This window comes from Thalassoglobus polymorphus, assembly GCF_007744255.1.
Classification (GTDB): Bacteria; Planctomycetota; Planctomycetia; order Planctomycetales; family Planctomycetaceae; genus Thalassoglobus; species Thalassoglobus polymorphus.
Genome location: NZ_CP036267.1, coordinates 904,972 through 924,295, shown reverse-complemented (window position 1 = coordinate 924,295; position 19,324 = coordinate 904,972). Strand labels below are relative to the sequence as shown.

Below are 19,324 nucleotides of genomic sequence, written 5' to 3'. Positions count from 1 at the left end.
AGTACATTACCTCAAAATAGATTACACGTCAACTATTATTGCAGGGGTGGCTTGCACCTCGACGAAAAGGAACCGTTTCTCTTGAACGTTTCATCAAAAAGATCATTTTTAGGCCTTGCAGGCATCCTCTGTTTGCAATGCTGCCTGCAAGGATGCCAAAATTCAGCCCCGACATCTGCCCCTCCACCTCCACCGACGATGACTGTCGCGCCTCCGGTGCAGAAAAAAATCGTTGAGTGGGATGCCTATACCGGTCGGCTCGAAGCTGTTGAGTTCGTCGAAGTTCGCTCTCGGGTGAGTGGCTATTTAGAGTCGATTCACTTCAATGAGGGACAGATTGTCGAAAAAGGGGCCCTCCTCTTCGTCATCGATCCTCGCCCCTTTCACGCGGAACTCAATGGGGCGAAGGCAGCATTGAGCCAAGCTGTTTCGATGGTTGAGCAGGCAAAAGCAAAACTGAATGAAGCGAAAGCCAAGGGACTCCAGTCAGACGCGCAGTTACAATTGGCTGAAGCTCGCGTGCAACGGGCTCGCCTACTCAAAGCAAGTAACGCAAGCACTCAGGAAGAACTTGATCAGCGAGAAGCAGAGTTACTTCAAGCCAAAGCAGACGTGGAAGCCAGCAAAGCTGAGGCGAGTTCAGCTGAGGCAGCTATTGCCTCAGCCAAAGCCGCCATCGACTCCGCCAAAGCGAGTGTGGTCACAGCAGAACTTAATCTCGACTACACCCAAGTCAGAGCCCCAGTGACCGGACGCGTCAGCCGAGAGTACGTCACAGAGGGAAATCTCATCAGTGGTGGCTCGGCCGCCTCCACATTGCTAACGACGATTGCATCCGTTGACCCGATCTATTGCACGTTTGATGCGAATGAACAACAGGTTCTCAAATACATTCGACTGGCTCAAGCTGGCAGACGGCAAAGCTCGCGTGACGCGAAAAACCCTGTCTACCTAGGGTTAACTGACGAAGATGGCTTCCCGCATGTCGGACACATGGACTTTGTCGACAACCGATTCAATACGAACACCGCCAGTATGCGTGCTCGTTGTGTCTTTTCGAATGACGATCAAGTATTGCTGCCGGGCATGTTCGCACGGATTCGAATTCCTGGAAGTGCTGGATACGAAGCGATACTGATTCCCGATTCGTCTGTCGGAACCGATCAGGCGTCACAGTTTGTCTACATCGTCGTAGATGGCATCATTGAACGTCGATCGGTGAAATTAGGACCAATCGTCGACGGCTTGCGCGTCGTACGAGAAGGACTGGAAGGTGGGGAATCACTTGTCATCGAAGGGATGATTCGAGCCCGCCCAGGACTGGAAGTCACCACGCAAACAGGGGAAATCCAAATCATTGAAGATGGACTTCCTGACGACTATGAACCTCTCCCTCGCGAAAAGTGGGTTTCTCCAGAAACCAATCCACCCCCAAAGTCTACCTCGCCTCAAATGCCTGATTCAGCAACACCCGCTACGAATGCTGAAGAAGGAGAAAACAAGTCATGAAGTTTCCTCACTTCTTTATTGAACATCCGATTTTCGCAACTGTCCTCTCAACATTAATTGTGTTGGTGGGGGGGATTTCGTACTTATCGCTGCCGGTTTCACAGTATCCGAATGTTGCTCCGCCGACAATTTTAGTTCGCGCAAGCTACCCAGGCGCAACTCCACAGGTGATTGCCGATACGGTGGCAACTCCTATCGAACAGGAAATGAACGGCGTTGATAACATGCTGTACATGGAGTCATCCTCCAGTGCAGATGGCACAATGCAGCTCACAGTCACATTCAAGCTGGGCACGAACCTTGATGACGCTCAGGTGCTGGTTCAGAACAGAGTCGCGGTCGCTGAGTCGCGCCTCCCTGAGCAAGTACGACAGATCGGGATCACGACGAAAAAACAAATTCCCGACATGCTGATGGTGGTTCACCTGAACTCTCCCGATGAAAGTCGAGACACTCTTTACATCAGTAACTTCGCGTTTCTCAAAGTTCGTGATTCGCTGATGCGCCTCGATGGGGTTGGAGATATTCGCATTGCGGGTGGAAACGAATACTCGATGCGGGTTTGGCTCGACATCGAAAAAATGAGACACGTTGACCTGACAGCCGGCGACGTGGTGCAGTCGATTCGTCAACAAAACGTACAGGTCGCAGCGGGTGTGATCGGTCAGCCCCCCACCAGTGACACAGGTGCGTTCCAACTGAACGTAACGACTCAAGGACGACTCCAGGACACAGAAGAATTCGGCCAGATCATCGTCAAGCGTGGGGAAGATGGACGGGTCATTCGATTAGCTGATGTGGCCCGACTGGAACTTGGAGCACAAGATTACTCTCGTCTCAGTTACCTTGATGGCAAACCTGCCATCGCCGTACTCGTCTATCAGCGTCCAGGGACCAATGCTGTTGACACTGCAGACGAGATCAAGCGCACAATGGCTGAAATGCGACCGACTTTCCCTGAGGGAATGGATTACGAAATCGCATACAACCCAACGAAGTTCGTCGAAGACTCAATTGACGAGGTTTTCAAAACACTGTTAATCACGACCGTTTTTGTGATTCTCACAGTGTTCTTGTTTCTGCATAACTGGCGCCCCACCATCATTCCTGTCGTGGCAATTCCGATCTCACTGATTGGAACGTTTGCAGCGATGCAAGCTCTCGGCGTCACGCTCAATACACTTTCACTGTTTGGTTTAGTCTTGGCGATTGGGATCGTGGTCGACGACGCGATTGTTGTCGTTGAGAACGTTGAACGCCTGATCCGCGAAGGAATCTCGCCGCGCAAGGCTGCGCATCAGGCAATGGATGAAGTCGGCTCGGCACTCATCGCGACAACCTTGGTTTTGATCGCGGTGTTTGTTCCAACCATCTTTGTTCCAAGTATCAGTGGTAAGTTTTATCAGCAGTTTGCATTAACAATTTCGATCTCCACAGCGATCTCGACTTTTGTATCACTCACCCTGACTCCTGCGTTATGTGCGATACTCCTGAGACCTCAAGAGGCTCCGAAGAATCGTATGGCGAAGATTGTTGATTTCCTTTTCGGATGGTTCTTCCGACTCTTCAATCGAACCTTTGATTTTACAAGCAACATTTACGCGGGAATCATTTCTCGTGTGGTACGTGCTTCAGCATTTGCCCTGTTGATTTACGGCGGCTTGCTCGCTTGCACCTGGTACAGCTTCGGGTTGGTCCCCTCTGGATTCATCCCTCAGCAGGATCAGGGGTACCTCATCGTCAGTTTGCGTTTGCCTGACGGGGCAGCTTTATCACGAACAGATGCCATCACAAAACAAATCGCAGAGATCGGAAGTCAAATCGACGGGGTCGCTCACTCCGTAGGGATCGTTGGGCTGTCAGGCTCGACGTTCACAATCAGCCCCAACGCCGCTGTGGCATTTTTGCCTCTCGAAGATGCAAAAGAGCGGGCAGCGCGTGGGCGTGGTGCCGATGTGATCGCGGAGGATATGCGACAGGCTGTCTCTCAAATTAATGAGGCAGAAGTCTTTATTATTCCACCTGCCCCGGTCCGCGGGATCGGTCGCGGTGGAGGATATAAAATGTACATCCAGGACCAAAGCGGTGCAGGAGTTGACGCGATGGCCCTCGTCGCTGATGCCATGGTCGGGGAAGCGAATCAACAAGCGGGGCTTTCTCAAGTCTTCACAAACTACCGCATGAGTGTTCCACAAATTTATGCGGACGTAGACCGAACAAAAGCTCAGATGCTCGACATTCCTATGAGTAATGTGTTTGAAGCATTACAGGTCTATCTTGGCTCGACGTACATCAACGACTTCAACATGCTGGGCAGAACCTATCGCGTGACCGCCCAGGCAGAACCAGAATTCCGAGACGAACCGAGCGACATCTTACGCTTACGAACTCGCAACGCGAGTGGTTCAAGCGTTTCACTCGGAGCGGTTGTTGAATTGAAACAGATCGCCGGACCGGATCGTTTAGTCAGATTCAACCTCTACCCCTCTGCCGACATCAATGGCAACACGGCAGGTGGATACAGTACCGGTCAGTCTTTGGAGACCATGGAAAGTCTAGCAGATGACATCCTTCCACCTGGCTTCGGTTATGCATGGACAGAGATTGCTTTTCAAGAAAAACAAGCTGGCAATACAATCCTGTTCCTGTTCCCGGTCGCGGTTTTATTCGTTTTTCTGGCACTGGCTGCCCAGTACGAAAGTTGGCTGTTGCCACTGGCGATCATTTTAATTGTGCCGCTGTGCCTGCTATTTGCGATCCTTGGAATTTGGATGCGAGGAATGGATAACAACATTCTCACCCAAATCGGTTTCATCGTTCTGATCGGACTTGCCTGTAAAAACGCAATTCTGATTGTCGAGTTTGCCAAGGCTGAAGAAGATGCGGGAAAAGACCGCTTTCAGGCAGCCATTGACGCCTGCCGCATGCGGCTACGACCAATTTTGATGACTGCCCTCTCCTTCATTCTGGGAGTGATTCCGCTCTTGATTGCAACAGGTGCAGGTTTCGAAATGAGACGAGTACTGGGAACGGCTGTCTTCAGTGGTATGCTCGGCGTGACCTTCTTTGGACTTTTCCTGACGCCAGTTTTTTACGTCGTCCTTCGTAAGATCAGCCGGAAAAAAACGATTGCTGAGAACGGATCCTGAAACCTGAATTGGCTCTTTCAAGTGCTGATAAAAGAGCAGATTCCACAAGCTCTCGGACAGGTTTCAAGACCTCAATCTTGCATCGTGTACTGCTCATTGCGACGAGACTGACGAAGACTCAAAGAGTTCGTCTTCGTCGGTCCATCGCAGAAGCAGAAAAAATCGGTCGAGAATCTCCAATCGACAAGAGCAACTCGCTTCGCGCCCTCTGTCATCGCCTGACAGGTTACCTGACAGCTTACCTTCCTGCTCGTCTGCAAGTTCACCGATCTGTTCGCCTCCGCTGGTCGTAGCAGTTACACTTTTGGAAACATCCTTCCATTTCGTGGAGCAGCTATGAAGCCCCTTCTCAGAACAAACCGACTCCTTTCTCTTCTCTGTTTGATTTGGACAGCCAGCGCTGTGGCGGCCGATCCGTTCCCGAGCTTCAAAGAAAAAGTACTCGATCCGGAGATTGGCAAAGTCTGTTATGCCGTAACGATTGCCGATGTCGATGGGGATTCGAAACGGGACATTGTGGCAGTCACCGAGAACCGCGTGTTGTGGTATCAAAACCCGACCTGGAAAATGCGCGTCATGATCGCGGACCAAACTCCGCTCGATAACGTTTGCATTGCTCCACTCGACATCGATGGAGACGGAAAAGTCGACTTCGCACTTGGAGCGGGTTGGACCAAAACTGGAACGATACACTGGATCAAGCGAGGAAAGTCTCTCGACGATCCCTGGTCCGTGCATCAAATCGGAGAAGAACGGTGGACTCACCGGATGCGCTGGGCTGACGTCCTTGGCTCGGGAACCCCACAACTGGTGGTCTCTCCTTTAAATTCGACGGTCGGAAACGGAGTCCGCCTGACAGCCTTTTCAATCCCTGAAGATCCAGTCAATGACCGCTGGCCAGCAACAATTCTCAACGGCGATCTAAACCGAATGCACAACCATTGGCATTTCGATTTCGACAAAGATGGCATCGTCGAAACCCTCACTGCAAGTCGAGAAGGAGTGAATCTCATCCGCCGCACCAAGAGCGGTTGGACAAAAACTCACTTGGGGACCGGAGCAACTGCAGATGCTCCAAATCAAAATGGCGCTGGCGAAGTCAAAACTGGAAAACTCGCAAATGGCAACTTGTTCATCACGAGTGTCGAACCGATGCACGGGCATTCCCTCGTGATCTACACGCCACCAAGTCAGGGTCAATCTCTTTGGAAACGACAGGTGATTGAATCTGGATTCACACGTGGACACGCCCTGTGGACTGCCGACGTTGATGGCGACGGCTCAGACGAAATTATTTTCGGGCACAGCGACACGCCGGAGACCTTCGGAGTGATTGTTTACGACAGTGTTGAGGACGGCGAAAAAGACTCCGGAACAGCTTGGGAAAAGCATGTTGTCGATGCGGGCGGGATGGCGACCGAAGACCTCATTGTGGAGGATCTCACCGGCGATGGACGTCCGGACATCGTCGCTGGCGGACGCGCGACACACAACTTGAAGCTGTATGTGAATACCCCTAAAGAATAGTGTTCAACGAATTCAACTCTTGCGGCTCGTCGAGATTTTCGTATCTTACAGACATAAGCAAACATTGAGAGCCCGTTCTCATTCCATTGCAGGAGAGCTTGAGTGCCGATCAAAACGAAATGTCGAAAATGCAGTCGCGACTACACAGTGAAAGATGAACTGGCTGGTAAGAAGTTTCGCTGCAAGGAATGCCAGTCCCCCGTGACCGTTCCACAACCGGCAGTGCCCCTCGATGAAGAACCAGACGAAGATGAGGACGAACTCTTTGCCTCAGGAGGGCTTGATGACTTTGGGAACGACTTTGGAGATGACTTCGGCGACGATTTTGGCGACGATGACTATGATACTCCACCAACGCCGCGACCACGAAAAAAGAAAAAGAAATCGCCTCCTCCAAAAAAGAAACGGAAACGTCGTAGCTCTTCAGGCTCTAATGGAGGAGCGAAGGTAGGTGCGATTTTTGGAGGCGTTGCCGGTGTTGTCGGCATCCTGATCGTCATCGCAAAAATTTCGATGGTTGCGGGAGCTGCGGGTGGCTTCGACTTCAATGTTTTCTGGAAAACCTACACAACGACCGATGGGAACATCAGTCTCTTAATGCCGGGGACTCCCAAGAGAGTCCCTGTCGCCTCACTTGGTCCCGGTGGTCAAAGCTATGGTGTCACCAAAAGATCTTCTGCATATATTATTTCAACAGAACCAATGATCGGTCAGCTTGCTGGAATGAGTGAAAGTGAACTCTTCGACGCTTTTGATTTGGGCTCAGGATTCATCGGCGCCAAAAATGTTCAACGCATCCAGAAATATGGTCGCAACTGCATCACGTTCGAGAAATCGGCTCCTGGTGGCATCAAAAGCAACAACATTGCATTCCTGTACAAAGACAAGGTTTACACACTGAACTACGCCTACAAAGGAACTCCGAACTCAAGTGGCAGAAAGTTTTTCGATTCAGTGAAGTTTAAGTGAAATGTCAGAGTCCTTGAGAACAGTGAATCCTTCAGCGTTGTAGCTTTGCTGCCGGGAGACATGGCTGACAAAAAGCTGATTCACTTCCGCCCTTTCGTTCCGGCTCCTCATTTGCATTCTTCGACTTGGCGTTCGGACTCGGCCTCGTAGTGGACAGTAATTTTACTGGTGAAACGCGTTCTCCCCAGACACACAAAAGAGCAAACTGCTCTGGGGCAGTTTAGAAAAAGATGTACGTGAATGTCTCGTGGAGGTGAGTGATTTCTTATGTAAAGATCTCAATCCACAGTTACAAAGGAACACGAAAACGTTTTAGGGAAGGGTGAAATATGAGTTTTTTGAAGTGGCTCATCGCGGGGTTTGTCGGAGCGCTCGTTGGAGCTGGGATTTGGTACTGGGCCGCGAGTTCAAATGAAGCAACTTACAATTGGATGGCATGTCTCGTTGGCATCACAACTGGGCTTGCGGTACGCCTGGCGACAGAAGAAGCAGATCGAGGGATCAAACCAGGTCTGGTTGCGATTTTTATTGCCCTCCCCTTGCTCATCTACGTCAAGCACGAAATTGCCTTAATGACTGCTGCAAATGATCCAGAAATTGAGAACTTCCTTGACGCTGCATTCGAGGGGAGCATGGATGAAGAATCGATGATCTGCACCGTTGCCGATGAGATCGCCTTGGAGCGGATCGACGCTGGCATTCCGATCGAATGGCCGGAGGAGATGACATACGAAGATGCCAGCTGGGAAGAGGACTACCCCGCAGATATCTGGGCAGAGGCAAAAAAGAAGTGGCAAAGCCTCTCAGATGAAGACCAGGCAAAGCGGGTCCGCGAGAACGAAAAGAAGGTTCGTGCCGTCCTTGTAGACCAAGAGCGTGAAATCGGCAGTCGGCAAATTCAGGGAACCTTCTCCCCTTGGGATATTGTCTGGTTCCTCTTTGCAGCGATTGCTGCTTTCCGATTGCCCGCTGGCCCACTCTCTGAACTTTGAGCCAAGGATAGAACTCAGGTGTCTCACTTAGAACGGCGAACTGAAGGCCTCACTTCCTTTCGGGGTGTAGAGCGAGTAGTAAACTCCTGAATCCATCGATTCACTCAAAAATTGAACCGAAGCATCCCCCAGCAATACCTGAACTCCTCCAGGATGATTGCTATTGAAGCCGACCGAAGAGTTAACTTTGACTCCCGGCAGGATGCGAACATATGGGATTGACGCACTGAATTTGTAACTGACTCCATCCGAGATGACGCCACACCAGGAAGCTGTCAACTCTCCCGTAGAAGTCGAAACATATTTCCATTCACCGGCGACAATTGTTTGAGAGAGACCATCCTGAATTGTGGAAAATCGCGTTCTTGAGAGTGGGTAAAGAACCTCCTCGGATCCGACAAAGTTTCCATGAGCGATTCTTGTTGTCACCCCTCCTGCCAGAACAGCGAGAATTGTTTCTGGGGCTGGATCAGATGGACAGCGGTAAACCGCTATTGGAGTCTCTAAAAATGGCAGATTTGTCGCCTGAGCATTTCCGGTATTGAAATCGAGCTGGTTGTAGAGTGGCGTCTGCTCCATATAAGGAAGTAGAAATGTCCCCCAGCCCCACCCCGACTGAAGAGGAAATGTTGGGCCCATCACCATGCTACCAGGAGGAAGCGTCTGGTGAACATCATGGTAATTGTGCATCGCAATCCCTACCTGGTGCAGATGGCTTTTGCACTGAGTCCGCCTGGCAGATTCGCGCGCCTGTTGCACAGCCGGGAGTAGCAGAGCGACAAGGATCGCAATTATGGAAATCACGACCAGCAACTCAATAAGCGTAAATCCGCGTTTTCCAGAAGTGTGCAAGGAATTAGAACCTGTCACAACTTTTGAGTTGGTGTTCGCGACCGGTCTCATGAAGGTGTGCGATTTTCCACATGAAAAGCACTCTCCACGCTCGTAAGATACACGAAAGTGTTCTAGAGGTCGCTGCGTTTTTCTGGTGCATTGATCTTGGATCGCAGGCATGATGAAGAACAACCTTGGGCAACAAGAACAGAAATGCATTTCCATGAAGGTTACTAAGCAATCCATGCTTAGGGTGATATTTTAGCAGCTCAGGAACCAGGAAAATGCTTCATCTCTGAAACCGCCACAATTCAAAAATAGGCCGTGCACTACTTAAAGTGTACGGCCTACCGGTCTCATCAACACTTAAAGAGTTTCATCAGCAAATTCTAGTTTTTGCCTCTGATTTTTGCGTCTTCGTCGTGTTGATTGTCTTTGTCATCAGCACTGACTTTGTAGTGAACACGAATACCTACAGCTGGTGGAAAGCCGAAGGATGTTCCAGGAAGATTCCGTGCGTTGTATCTTCCACGAGAACTGTTTCGGATATTCCCTCGCTTCCCTTTCACTACAACCTTTCCTCTCTTGGTGTTGATTTTCGCATCGACACTGCCAACGTGACCGATTGACAAGTTACCATTACTGGCGATGTCTCGATAAACAGCTGGCGCGGTAATTCGCACGATATGCCCTGCAGATGCGGCTGAGTCCAACATTGCCACGCATGCCATCACAGCGAAAGCACAACCAATTCTCTTGACCAACTTCATAAGACCCTCCCTTTGTTTCCAAAACGGATATTCTACCACCAAGAAGAAAAACGAACACACCCTTTTGCCCTCGCCCCTGATGGTCCTCAAAACTTCCTCAAAACTACCAACCCCCACAGCCCACGTCAAACATCCATATTAACTTATAGGTGTTTTTGGCAAAGAAATCCTAAAATTTTCATTTCCCCGCTAAAACGCTGACTTTCACATTCAGACATGGAAATTACCATTCATTCGCAAAAACTCACGTAAAATGTGACCAAATTGCAAGCTTGGTGCGTACAGGATTGACCTCTTGGAGGACCTCAGAAAATTGGATTACTCCGAAATTCGCTGAATGAGTCGGGTTCCTTCCTACATGGCTTGTCTCAGTTGCCAGACGATTCAGCGATGACAAAAAATCCGCCAAGTTCGTCATTGGCCTAGAAAGCCCCAGAGGAAATTTGACTCACGGCGAAAGGCCTTCTCACCCTCGACACATGATGACCAGCAACGGATCTCATCTCGTCGAGATAAAATCTAGAACACGCCCCTCGACGATCAAGCCGTACAAACCGATAAGAAAAAGCAAACTACCCGTCGTTTATAAAAATAAACAATCAACCCAAACAGCGACAAAACTCACACCTTAAGAACAACTAATAAAACACATCAACCACAAAAAACAACCGCCAGAAATTAACAATACGAAAACAATAATGTGGAGCAATAAAAACAACACCACAAAAAAACCAAACGAATTAAACAACAACGAAAGTCAGTAGCACAACTCTTTATATAAAAACACAACCTAAAAAAGCCGTACACTTCTTGAAGTGTACGGCCTGTCGATTTCAACAAAACCTTGAGAAGTCCCTCATCAGCGAAAACTAGTTATCGCCTCTAATTTCTGCCTCTTCGTCGTGCTGGTTGTCTTTGTCACGAGCGGAGACTTTGTAGTGAACTCGGATTCCAGTAGCCGGAGGAAACCCAAAAGCTCCTCCAGGAAGATTCTTGGCATTATACTTCCCACCAGAGCTGTTTCGGATATTCCCTCGCTTACCCTTAACGTTCACTTTTCCTCTTTTGGTGTTGAGTTTCACATCAACTTCCCCAGGGTGAGGATCATCCAAGTTCCCACCACTGCTAATGTCGCGATAAAATGCTGGGGCGGTAAACCGCTCGATATGCCCTGCAGATGCAGTCGAATCCAACATTGCCACGCATGCCAATACGGCAAAAGCACAACCAATTCTCTTGACCAACTTCATAAGAACCCCCTAATTATCTAAAAAGGACATCCTAATCATCAAGAAAAGAAACGAATGACACCCTAATGCCCTCGCCCTCGATGACCCTCACAACTGTTACAAATCTACTATCCCCCACATCCTCATGTCAAACATTCACTCTACAGGAAATAAAAAAATATTAAAAAAAACAATCGCCTCCTATTAAAACATCCACCTTATCATTAGCCCCTAGCCATGCAAGTAATCACATTTCCGAGAACACCACACAGAAAACTCAAAGAAATTGATCGTTTTGGGTGGCCTGAACTTCACTCCCCAGAGAAACTCGGGATCTCAAATTTTCTTCGAAAACGACTGAACCTATCTGGCTTCCTCTCGCTCATGACTTTCTCTTCGTAACCCTGATTCATTCACGATACCTCTGGTTGTGTGCGAATTTTTCTCTCCGATCCGCTAAACTCCCGCTCAAATGAAGCATTCAAACAGCCAGAACCTCGAAGAACTGAAGACCCGCATTCAAAAGTCGATGATCCGGGACCGCTTTCGCTTGCGCCGGAGTTGTGAAACGATCCAGCAACGGCAAAAAGAGAACAAGCCTGTTGACAAAAGTCTCGCTAAGCTTGTCAGCGATCTGGAAAAGTCCGAGAGGAAAGTCGAATTGCGTCGCAAGGCCATTCCCGTCCCGGTCTACGACGATCAGTTGCCGATTTCGGCTCGACGAGATGAAATCCGGAAAAAGATCCTCGACAATCAAGTCGTCGTCATCTGCGGTGAAACAGGCTCGGGAAAGTCGACGCAACTCCCAAAAATCTGTCTGGAAGCAGGCAGAGGTCTTTATGGAATCATTGGACATACTCAACCGCGACGAATCGCAGCGAGATCTGTGGCGGCGAGGGTCGCTGAGGAATTGAAGAGCCCTGTTGGCGAACTCGTTGGTTTCAAAATTCGCTTTACCGATTCCACATCGCCGAAGACCTCCATCAAATTGATGACCGATGGAATCCTCCTCGCAGAAACTCAAACGGACCGATTTCTCGATCAGTACGATACAATTATCATCGACGAAGCTCATGAGCGGTCGCTGAATATCGATTTCCTGATGGGCTACTTAAAGCGAATCCTCCATCGTCGCCCTGACCTGAAGTTGATCATCACCTCTGCGACAATCGATGCGGAACGGTTTGCAGAGTTCTTTGGAACGAAAGACTCCCCTGCTCCGGTCATTGAGGTTTCCGGACGAACATTTCCTGTTGAACTGAGATATCGGCCACCCGTTGAGGAGGAAGATGAAGTCGACTGGCAACGTGCAGCGGCCGATGCGTGTGAAGAACTTGCAGAAGAAGGTACTGGAGATATTCTCGTCTTCATGCCGACCGAGCGTGATATTCGCGAGACGGCCAAAGTGCTCGGCGGACGGAAATTCGCTGGAGATTTCAACAATCGAAAAACCGACATTGTCCCCCTCTTCGGACGGCTCTCCGAGAAAGAACAAAACAAAGTCTTCTCAGCCCACGACCATCGTCGTATTGTCATCGCGACCAATGTTGCAGAGTCTTCACTGACCGTTCCGGGGATTGTTTACGTTGTCGATCCCGGAACAGCCCGCATCAGCCGCTTCTCGGCGACGTCACAAGTTCAGCGACTTCCAATCGAAGCGATCTCGCAAGCCTCGGCGAATCAACGCAAAGGTCGCTGTGGTCGTGTGGCTCCGGGTGTTTGTGTCCGGTTGTATTCTGAAGCCGACTTCAAGAACCGAGACGAATACACTCAACCGGAAATTCAGCGAACGAACCTGGCAAATGTCATCCTCCAGATGAAAGCCTTGAAGCTGGGCAAGCTTGAAAACTTCCCTTTCATCGATCCACCTGCTGCCTCAGCGATTCGAACAGGCTTGAAGACTCTTTTTGAATTGGGAGCCATCAACGAGAACGAAGACCTCACCAAGGTTGGATCGACAATGGGTCGATTGCCGGTCGATCCGCGTATCGCCCGCATGATTCTCGGAGCTGAAGACGAACAGTGTGTTGAAGAAGTCCTCATCATTACCTCAGCCCTGGAGCTGCGCGACCCGCGCGATCGCCCAATCGAGAAACAAAAGGCTGCGGACGAGGCTCACGAAAAGTTTCAGCATGAGTCGTCCGACTTTCTTTCTTATCTGAAGCTGTGGGACTTTTACACCGATCTGGACAACAAACTCTCACAGAGCAAGTTACGGAAAGCTTGTGCGCAAAACTTCCTGTCGTTCAATCGGATGCGCGAATGGAAAGACCTGCACCGCCAGTTGCGACAAATGGTCATCGATCATGAAATCAAGCCGACAGACCGACGCAACAATGAGGATTCCATACACCGGGCCATCCTCGCCGGCTTACTCCACAACGTCGCGATGCGCGGGGACTCACACGAATACACCGGAGCTGGTGGGCAAAAGATATTTGTCTGGCCCGGATCGGTCGCTTTCGGAAATAAACCGAAGTGGATTATGGCGGCTGAGCTTGTAGAAACATCGAAACGATACGCCCGGTGTGTTGCGCCAGTTCAAGTCGGCTGGATTGAACGCATTGCCGAACATATCGTGAAACGCAACTACAGCGAACCGCACTGGCATGAGAAGAGTGCATGCATCATGGCTTGGGAAAAGGTCATGCTCTTCGGGTTGCCCATCGTCCCCAGACGCCGCGCACGCTACGGGCACATCGACCCGAAATATTGCCGTGATGAATTCATTCAACAAGGACTCATCGAAGGGAAGTATGAATCGCCCGGCGAGTTTGCAAAACACAACACGAATCTAAAGAACGAACTCGAAGAGTGGCAGGCCAAGTTGCGTCATGGACATCATTTCGCAGGCGAGGAAGCGGAAGTCGAATTTTATGATCAGCGACTGCCAGCTGATGCGTTCGATGGTCCTCGCTTTGAAAAATGGCGGAAGAAGGCTGAAGCCAAACAGCCTCGACTTTTGTTTCTTTCCAAAGAGGATCTCCTACAAGAAGACCAATCTGCCCCAGAGCAATCAGAGTTCCCTGACAAGTTGAAGATTGGGACCATGCAGGTTTCTGTCGAATACAATCTTCAACCGGGAACCGAAAACGATGGCGTGACCATTGCGATTCCCCCCGAAGGCTTAAACCAGCTTTCACCTGAAAGCCTCGCCTGGCTTGTCCCGGGACTATTGGAAGAGAAAATTGCTGCCCTGATTAAAACTCTCCCGAAGTCGCTGCGAATTTTGTTTGTGCCTGCACCAGAGACCGCTAAAGATGTCGTGAAGAAAATCACGTACGGACAAGGGAATTTGATCAATCAGCTGGCCGCTCAACTGCGAGAAATTTCCGGCGAGCATGTGCCAGCGACCGCATTCGAGACAGCTCGGCTTCCTTCACATTTACAAATGAACGTCCGAGTTGTCGACCAGAATGGAAAGACGATTGCGTCTGGACGTGACCTGGCACAATTAAGAGTCGAATCTCAGCGGACGGCGTCAAGTGTCGTGCAGGGTGTCAGCGATGACCGCTGGAAGAAAGAGGGGCTCACGTCGTGGAATTTCGGCACGCTTCCGCAGCAAGTCGAACTGGAACGTGGCGGAATCACAGTGGTTGCGTTCCCCATGCTGGTCGACGAAGGTGCTTCCGTCTCGCTACGATTATCGGAATCCCTCGCTGATGCACATGCGAAGACAAAGCGAGGGCTTGTCCGCTTGTTCCTCCTCTCCGACAAGAAAGTTCTTACCGATCAAGTTCAACACTTCCCGCGGATCAATCAGTTGACGATGCAGGTCGGGGCACTTCCTGATGGCAAACATTTTCAAAGTCACCTCGCTTGGATGATTGCACAAGCTGCACTTTGGAAAGAGACCTCGATGCCCCGCTCAGAGGCTCAATGGAAACAGAAGCTGGCACTGGCTCGAAATCAATTATCTGTTGCAGTTCAGGATTCGACTCGCTTCCTCGAACCACTCTTTGCCCGATATCACGCAGTCCGCCGGATTACTGAATCGAACGGCACTCCAGCACTGACTCCACTGACAAACGATTTGCGTGACCAGTTAAATGAACTTGTCGCTCCTGGGTTTTTGGTCGATCCTCCGATGGGCTGGCTCGCTCAGTACCCTCGGTATTTTGAAGCGATGCAAATCCGCTGGGACAAATCAACAGCAGGAGGATTCCAGAAAGATCGTATGCACCAGAAGAAGATCAACCTGCACTGGCAACGCTGGAAACAAGCTTGTCAACAGTTTGGAAATGCTGCGAAAACTCACCCCCAACTTGTCCAGTACCGCTTCCTCATCGAAGAATTCCGCGTCTCCCTGTTTGCCCAACAACTCGGCACCGCGATGACAGTTTCCGAAAAACGATTAAACGAAGTCTGGCAGGAAATTGCTTCATCCAGACAATAGAGCATCTTTCGAATTGGTTTGCAGGCTCTGCCTTGTGGCGAACAGCATTATTACTAGAGAAATGCGTTCTTCACGGGCACACGGTAAAGCAAACGGCTCCACCGTTCTCCGGCCTTTCCGTAGTGCTTCACTGACCATCTGAAACAAAAAAAACGGCATGGCTGAATAAATTCAGCTATGCCGTTGAAAAGTCGTATAGAGCATTTCCAATGCTTGTCGTGCCCGTGAAGTTCACCTTCATGACTCCATGGACTGCTCGCCACGAGGCAGAACGTAAAGATCAATATTGGATTTGCCCTAAAACCTATTCAAGTTCTTTTTCTGCTTCCAATTCTGCATCGTCAACGACTTCCGTACTGTCGACACCACCTGCATCAGCATCTTCAGAAGGAGCTCCTCCTCCGCAGCCAGCGACGAGAGTCACAAGCGCACAGGAGAATAGAAATGGCCTAAAAAACTTCAACATCTTTAACCCTTCTTTTTTACAAAACCATGTCAAAAAAATACGGCCCAGGTTTTGTAAATTCAACCTGAACCGTAAGTAGGAAGTGAGAACTACTATTGCGTAGTGATTGAAACTGCTTCACCTCGACTCATCGTTCCAGAGCCGACCCAAACGCCGTGATCGATGCTGTCTGAAGCAAACACGACCGAACCGTCCATCATCAAGACAAGCACTCCACCTGTGTGGTAGCTGGAAGCATTCTTGATTGTCATCGTTGTGACTGACGTATCATTATCACAGTTATACTTCGTGTTCGGAGGCATCATCGTATTAAACCATGGTCCCCAGAAAACTCGACCAGAAGCCCAGAACCTGTTGGCACGGTCATCTTCACCATGGACGTGACTTGTCAGGCCTTCACCGATGCTTCTGCAAGCATCGTGGTACGTCCTGATTCGATCAAGATTCACCTGTTGGGTGTCATAGGCTCGACTACTCTGTGTCCCCGTTGCGTTCGCCAGATCTCCAGCAGTTGGAACTCGGAGTGACGGATCTTTCACATCATTGTTCCATCGTCCAATGCGTGTTTCAGAAGCCATGATGGTGTTACTTGTGCCATCAATGACGTCACGAAATTTCACAGAAGACTCTCTCGAAAACGGTCCGACAGGTGGTTTAATCGACCAAGTTGTCACGGGTCCAGCAGAGAGCGAATAACTCGAAGCAGACATTGATGAATTCGCTTTCGATCCAGATCCAGGATCAGAAGGGCACAGAAACGCAGGAATTTGCGAGTTTCTGACCCAGTACTCACTTCGGCTTTGATCAGTGGAAGACCCGTTATACCAGTAGTGATTGAAGTCCAACTTATTGTAAAGCGGTGCTTGATCAATAAATGGCAAAATCATTGCCAATCCGCTCCAGCCTTCCCAACAGTTGCGCGACCCTCCACCTTCGGTGAGGATGCACCCAACTTCATTTCCGGGGAGGGCACCATGAGTTTCATGATAGTTGTGCAGGGCAATCCCGAGTTGTTTCAGGTTGTTCCGGCACTGTGTCCTGCGGGCAGCTTCACGGGCTTGTTGAACAGCCGGAAGCAGCAAGGCGACCAGGATTGCGATGATTGCAATCACGACAAGAAGTTCAATCAGCGTGAACCCCTTGGATCTTTTACGAATGGATAGAAAATTTGTCATAGAAACCTCCTAGAAAGGGAGAAATGAAATCAATACTCCTAGATATGACAGATAGAAGCATGACTAGAATGGATATGTCGAATGGATTGCCGTTCAGAACGAACAACTGATGAACATTCTTTTATGCGAAACCAGCGGTACTTACAACACAACATTGTAAAATTTGCTTTTTCAGCACAAAAAAAAACCGAAACAATATACATACGAACACGTTCTCTGCTTCATAACAGAAGATAACTCAAGTGATTTTCGTGAATCACGACCTTGAGCCCCCCCCTTGGTTTTTCAGAAACGGTGCCATCACCTCACTGGTTTCACCAGATTTCCAGACACGTTCCGAACGGAACCACTTTCCCTGCCTTGTGGAAATCAGCAATTTTATTGGAGAAACAGCTTCTTCACGGGCACACGTTAGAGCAAACTGTTCTAAAGAACCGTTTCTACATGGGCGAGGAAAGCTACGATTTGCTCCATCAGAAGAGAGTCACAGTCAAACCAAACAGTCCCAGCGCGTCTGATAGGATCGAATCCCCTGAATGAAATCGGATTCACATGAGACGGACTGCTCAGCACGTGTCGTGAAAGATGCCGCAAGAATGAATGTTGACGGGCATAAAAAAATCGGCTCTCTTGGTGACCAAGAGAGCCGATTCCGTTTCTAGAGCAGTTTGCTCTACCTTGTGCCCGTGAAGAACGCATTTCTCTTGTAAAAATACTGTTCAACACGAGGCAGGTTCTGCAAACTAATTCGAAAGATGCTCAAATTGTCGAGTCGAGTCGTAGCTGAGAAGTCGTTCTCAAATACTTTCGTGTCTCCTGCTTCGTGGGGACTCTCTTTAGAACTGATCCTGAAACTTGAAATCGCTGTCTCAAACGTTGAGAAAAGCTTTTATCCCAGAGGTTTTCGGACTGGTTCTACTTAAGGAAGAGAGCGAACTCCACGAGGCAACTTCCGAAAAAGGTACTCTTACGCGTCTTCATTGACTGGAGCCGGGTTTTCTTCTTCGGCTGCATCGAGTGCATCGTCCTCTCCAGATTCGACCGGATCATTGGCGTCACCGGGCGTTCCCCCGTCGCCACCTCCGCAGCCGACACTGACAAATGATACACTACAGAGAAACAACAAAAGCCACAAAGATCGTAACATAAAAAATACTCCTCAAATCAATCGAATTCTCTTCTTCAGAAGTTACCATTCACCCATGGTCTCACCACCAGCAATCGAACCAGCTGAAAGCCATAATGCCTGGTCAACACTATCCGAGACAAACTTGACTGAGCCATCACCAAGGACAAGGTTGACGCCTCCGGTGTGGTAGCTACTTGGCTCTTTGAGCATCATGTCCGTTACAGATGTGTCGTTGTCACAAGATGGACCAGCGTTGGGGCCGACAAGAGTCGTAATCCACGGTCCGCGGTAAACTGTCCCAGCTGCCCAAAATCGGCCTTGCTCATCGCTTGCTGAGTTCCATCCAGTTCCGGAATCATACATATCCAGGCAAGCATCGTAGTAGGTGTTAATTTCATCAATATGCGCCTGGCGTGTATCCCAAACTCGGCCTGATGAGGAAGCGGCACGTTCCAAACGTGTTCCGGTCACAACTCGATAATATGGTCTACGCGGCTGGTTTGGATCCCATTGCCCATTGTTTAGACCAATTTGAGCCTCAGCCATCATGATCGTATTTGTCGTTCCGTCAGTGATATCTCGCATCCGGGTCCCGGTACGAAATGTGACGATCCCAGGCTTGATCGGTCCGACAGACCAAGTCGATGCCGGGCCTGCGGAGAAGCAGTACGAAACAGGAGACATGCTTGCTGTGTAGCGTTTTGAGGCACCTGGATCACTTGGGCAATTCAATGGAGTAATAATTGTTCGCTGAATTGTCTCATTGGTCAGATTTCTGGCAGAGTCATTCCGATTCCAGTTGTAATCGAAATTTGCCTGGTTGTAGAGCGGAGCCTGATCAATGTAAGGCAACAACATCCCAATTCCGCTCCAGGCACTCCAAGTCTCTTTGTTGTTTCCTTGAGGGTCGATTGGACCACAAACTGGACTTGGAGGAAAAATTCCGTGGGTATCATGGTAGTTGTGCATCGCAATCCCGAGTTGCTTCAGGTTGTTTTTGCATTGCGAGCGGCGGGCAGCTTCACGGGCTTGTTGAACAGCCGGAAGCAGTAAGGCGACCAGGATTGCGATGATGGCAATCACGACAAGAAGTTCAATCAGCGTGAACCCCTTGGATCGTTTACGAATGGATACAAAAGTTGTCATAGAGACCTCCTAGAAGAGAGAGAAATGAAATCA

14 protein-coding genes are annotated in these 19,324 nt (G+C 49.6%); 7 read left to right on the top strand and 7 right to left on the bottom strand.

The genetic code is table 11. From position 1 onward, the window contains the following. The first annotated feature begins 198 nt into the window (after positions 1–198). The 6 genes from Mal48_RS03490 to Mal48_RS03465 all read left to right on the top strand — a co-directional run bounded on the left by Mal48_RS03490 (position 199) and on the right by Mal48_RS03465 (position 8,146). Positions 199–1,509 carry an efflux RND transporter periplasmic adaptor subunit gene (locus tag Mal48_RS03490; protein WP_145196171.1) on the top strand — a complete coding sequence of 437 codons (1,311 nt, stop codon included), beginning with the start codon at positions 199–201 and terminating at the stop codon, positions 1,507–1,509. Next, positions 1,506–4,658 (top strand): efflux RND transporter permease subunit, encoded by a 3,153-nt coding sequence (locus Mal48_RS03485; RefSeq protein ID WP_145196169.1) that lies wholly within the window; start codon positions 1,506–1,508, stop codon positions 4,656–4,658. Before Mal48_RS03490 ends, Mal48_RS03485 begins: the two co-directional genes overlap by 4 nt. Before the next feature lie 77 nt (positions 4,659–4,735). Beyond that, the gene (locus Mal48_RS03480; RefSeq protein ID WP_145196167.1) at positions 4,736–4,951 is read left to right on the top strand and encodes a hypothetical protein; all 216 of its coding nucleotides are present in this window, start codon (positions 4,736–4,738) and stop codon (positions 4,949–4,951) included. 43 nt (positions 4,952–4,994) lie between these two features. After that, positions 4,995–6,185: an FG-GAP repeat domain-containing protein gene (locus Mal48_RS03475; RefSeq protein ID WP_145196165.1), complete on the top strand. Its 1,191-nt coding sequence runs from the start codon at positions 4,995–4,997 to the stop codon at positions 6,183–6,185. Positions 6,186–6,287: 102 nt separating this feature from the next. Then, positions 6,288–7,154: a hypothetical protein gene (locus Mal48_RS03470; RefSeq protein ID WP_145196163.1), complete on the top strand. Its 867-nt coding sequence runs from the start codon at positions 6,288–6,290 to the stop codon at positions 7,152–7,154. A 329-nt stretch (positions 7,155–7,483) separates the two neighbouring features. Continuing rightward, positions 7,484–8,146 (top strand): hypothetical protein, encoded by a 663-nt coding sequence (locus Mal48_RS03465; RefSeq protein ID WP_145196161.1) that lies wholly within the window; start codon positions 7,484–7,486, stop codon positions 8,144–8,146. A 27-nt stretch (positions 8,147–8,173) separates the two neighbouring features. On the opposite strand, the gene Mal48_RS03460 is transcribed toward Mal48_RS03465, so the two are convergent. The 3 genes from Mal48_RS03460 to Mal48_RS03450 form a co-directional block, all read right to left on the bottom strand. Continuing rightward, a complete protein-coding gene (locus Mal48_RS03460) occupies positions 8,174–8,998 on the bottom strand; it encodes a DUF1559 domain-containing protein (protein WP_197442015.1) in 825 nt (274 codons plus the stop codon). Positions 8,999–9,369: 371 nt separating this feature from the next. Continuing rightward, positions 9,370–9,750, bottom strand: a complete 381-nt coding sequence (locus Mal48_RS03455; RefSeq protein WP_145196157.1) for a hypothetical protein — start codon at positions 9,748–9,750, stop codon at positions 9,370–9,372. 869 nt (positions 9,751–10,619) lie between these two features. After that, entirely contained in the window at positions 10,620–10,946 is a 327-nt protein-coding gene (locus tag Mal48_RS03450) for a hypothetical protein (RefSeq protein WP_145196155.1), read from the bottom strand. Between the two features lie 505 nt (positions 10,947–11,451). Between Mal48_RS03450 and hrpA the strand changes: the two genes are divergently transcribed. Further along, a complete protein-coding gene (gene hrpA / locus Mal48_RS03445) occupies positions 11,452–15,375 on the top strand; it encodes an ATP-dependent RNA helicase HrpA (RefSeq protein WP_145196152.1) in 3,924 nt (1,307 codons plus the stop codon). A gap of 304 nt (positions 15,376–15,679) precedes the next feature. Here hrpA and Mal48_RS23090 read toward each other — a convergent pair whose 3' ends face one another. The 4 genes from Mal48_RS23090 to Mal48_RS03430 all read right to left on the bottom strand — a co-directional run bounded on the left by Mal48_RS23090 (position 15,680) and on the right by Mal48_RS03430 (position 19,291). After that, the gene (locus Mal48_RS23090) at positions 15,680–15,841 is read right to left on the bottom strand and encodes a hypothetical protein (protein ID WP_197442013.1); all 162 of its coding nucleotides are present in this window, start codon (positions 15,839–15,841) and stop codon (positions 15,680–15,682) included. A 92-nt stretch (positions 15,842–15,933) separates the two neighbouring features. Continuing rightward, entirely contained in the window at positions 15,934–17,016 is a 1,083-nt protein-coding gene (locus Mal48_RS03440; protein WP_145205695.1) for a DUF1559 domain-containing protein, read from the bottom strand. A gap of 967 nt (positions 17,017–17,983) precedes the next feature. Next, the gene (locus tag Mal48_RS03435; RefSeq protein ID WP_145196150.1) at positions 17,984–18,163 is read right to left on the bottom strand and encodes a hypothetical protein; all 180 of its coding nucleotides are present in this window, start codon (positions 18,161–18,163) and stop codon (positions 17,984–17,986) included. Between the two features lie 42 nt (positions 18,164–18,205). After that, on the bottom strand, positions 18,206–19,291 hold the full coding sequence (locus Mal48_RS03430) for a DUF1559 domain-containing protein (RefSeq protein ID WP_145205692.1): 1,086 nt from the start codon (positions 19,289–19,291) through the stop codon (positions 18,206–18,208). Positions 19,292–19,324 lie beyond the last annotated feature (33 nt).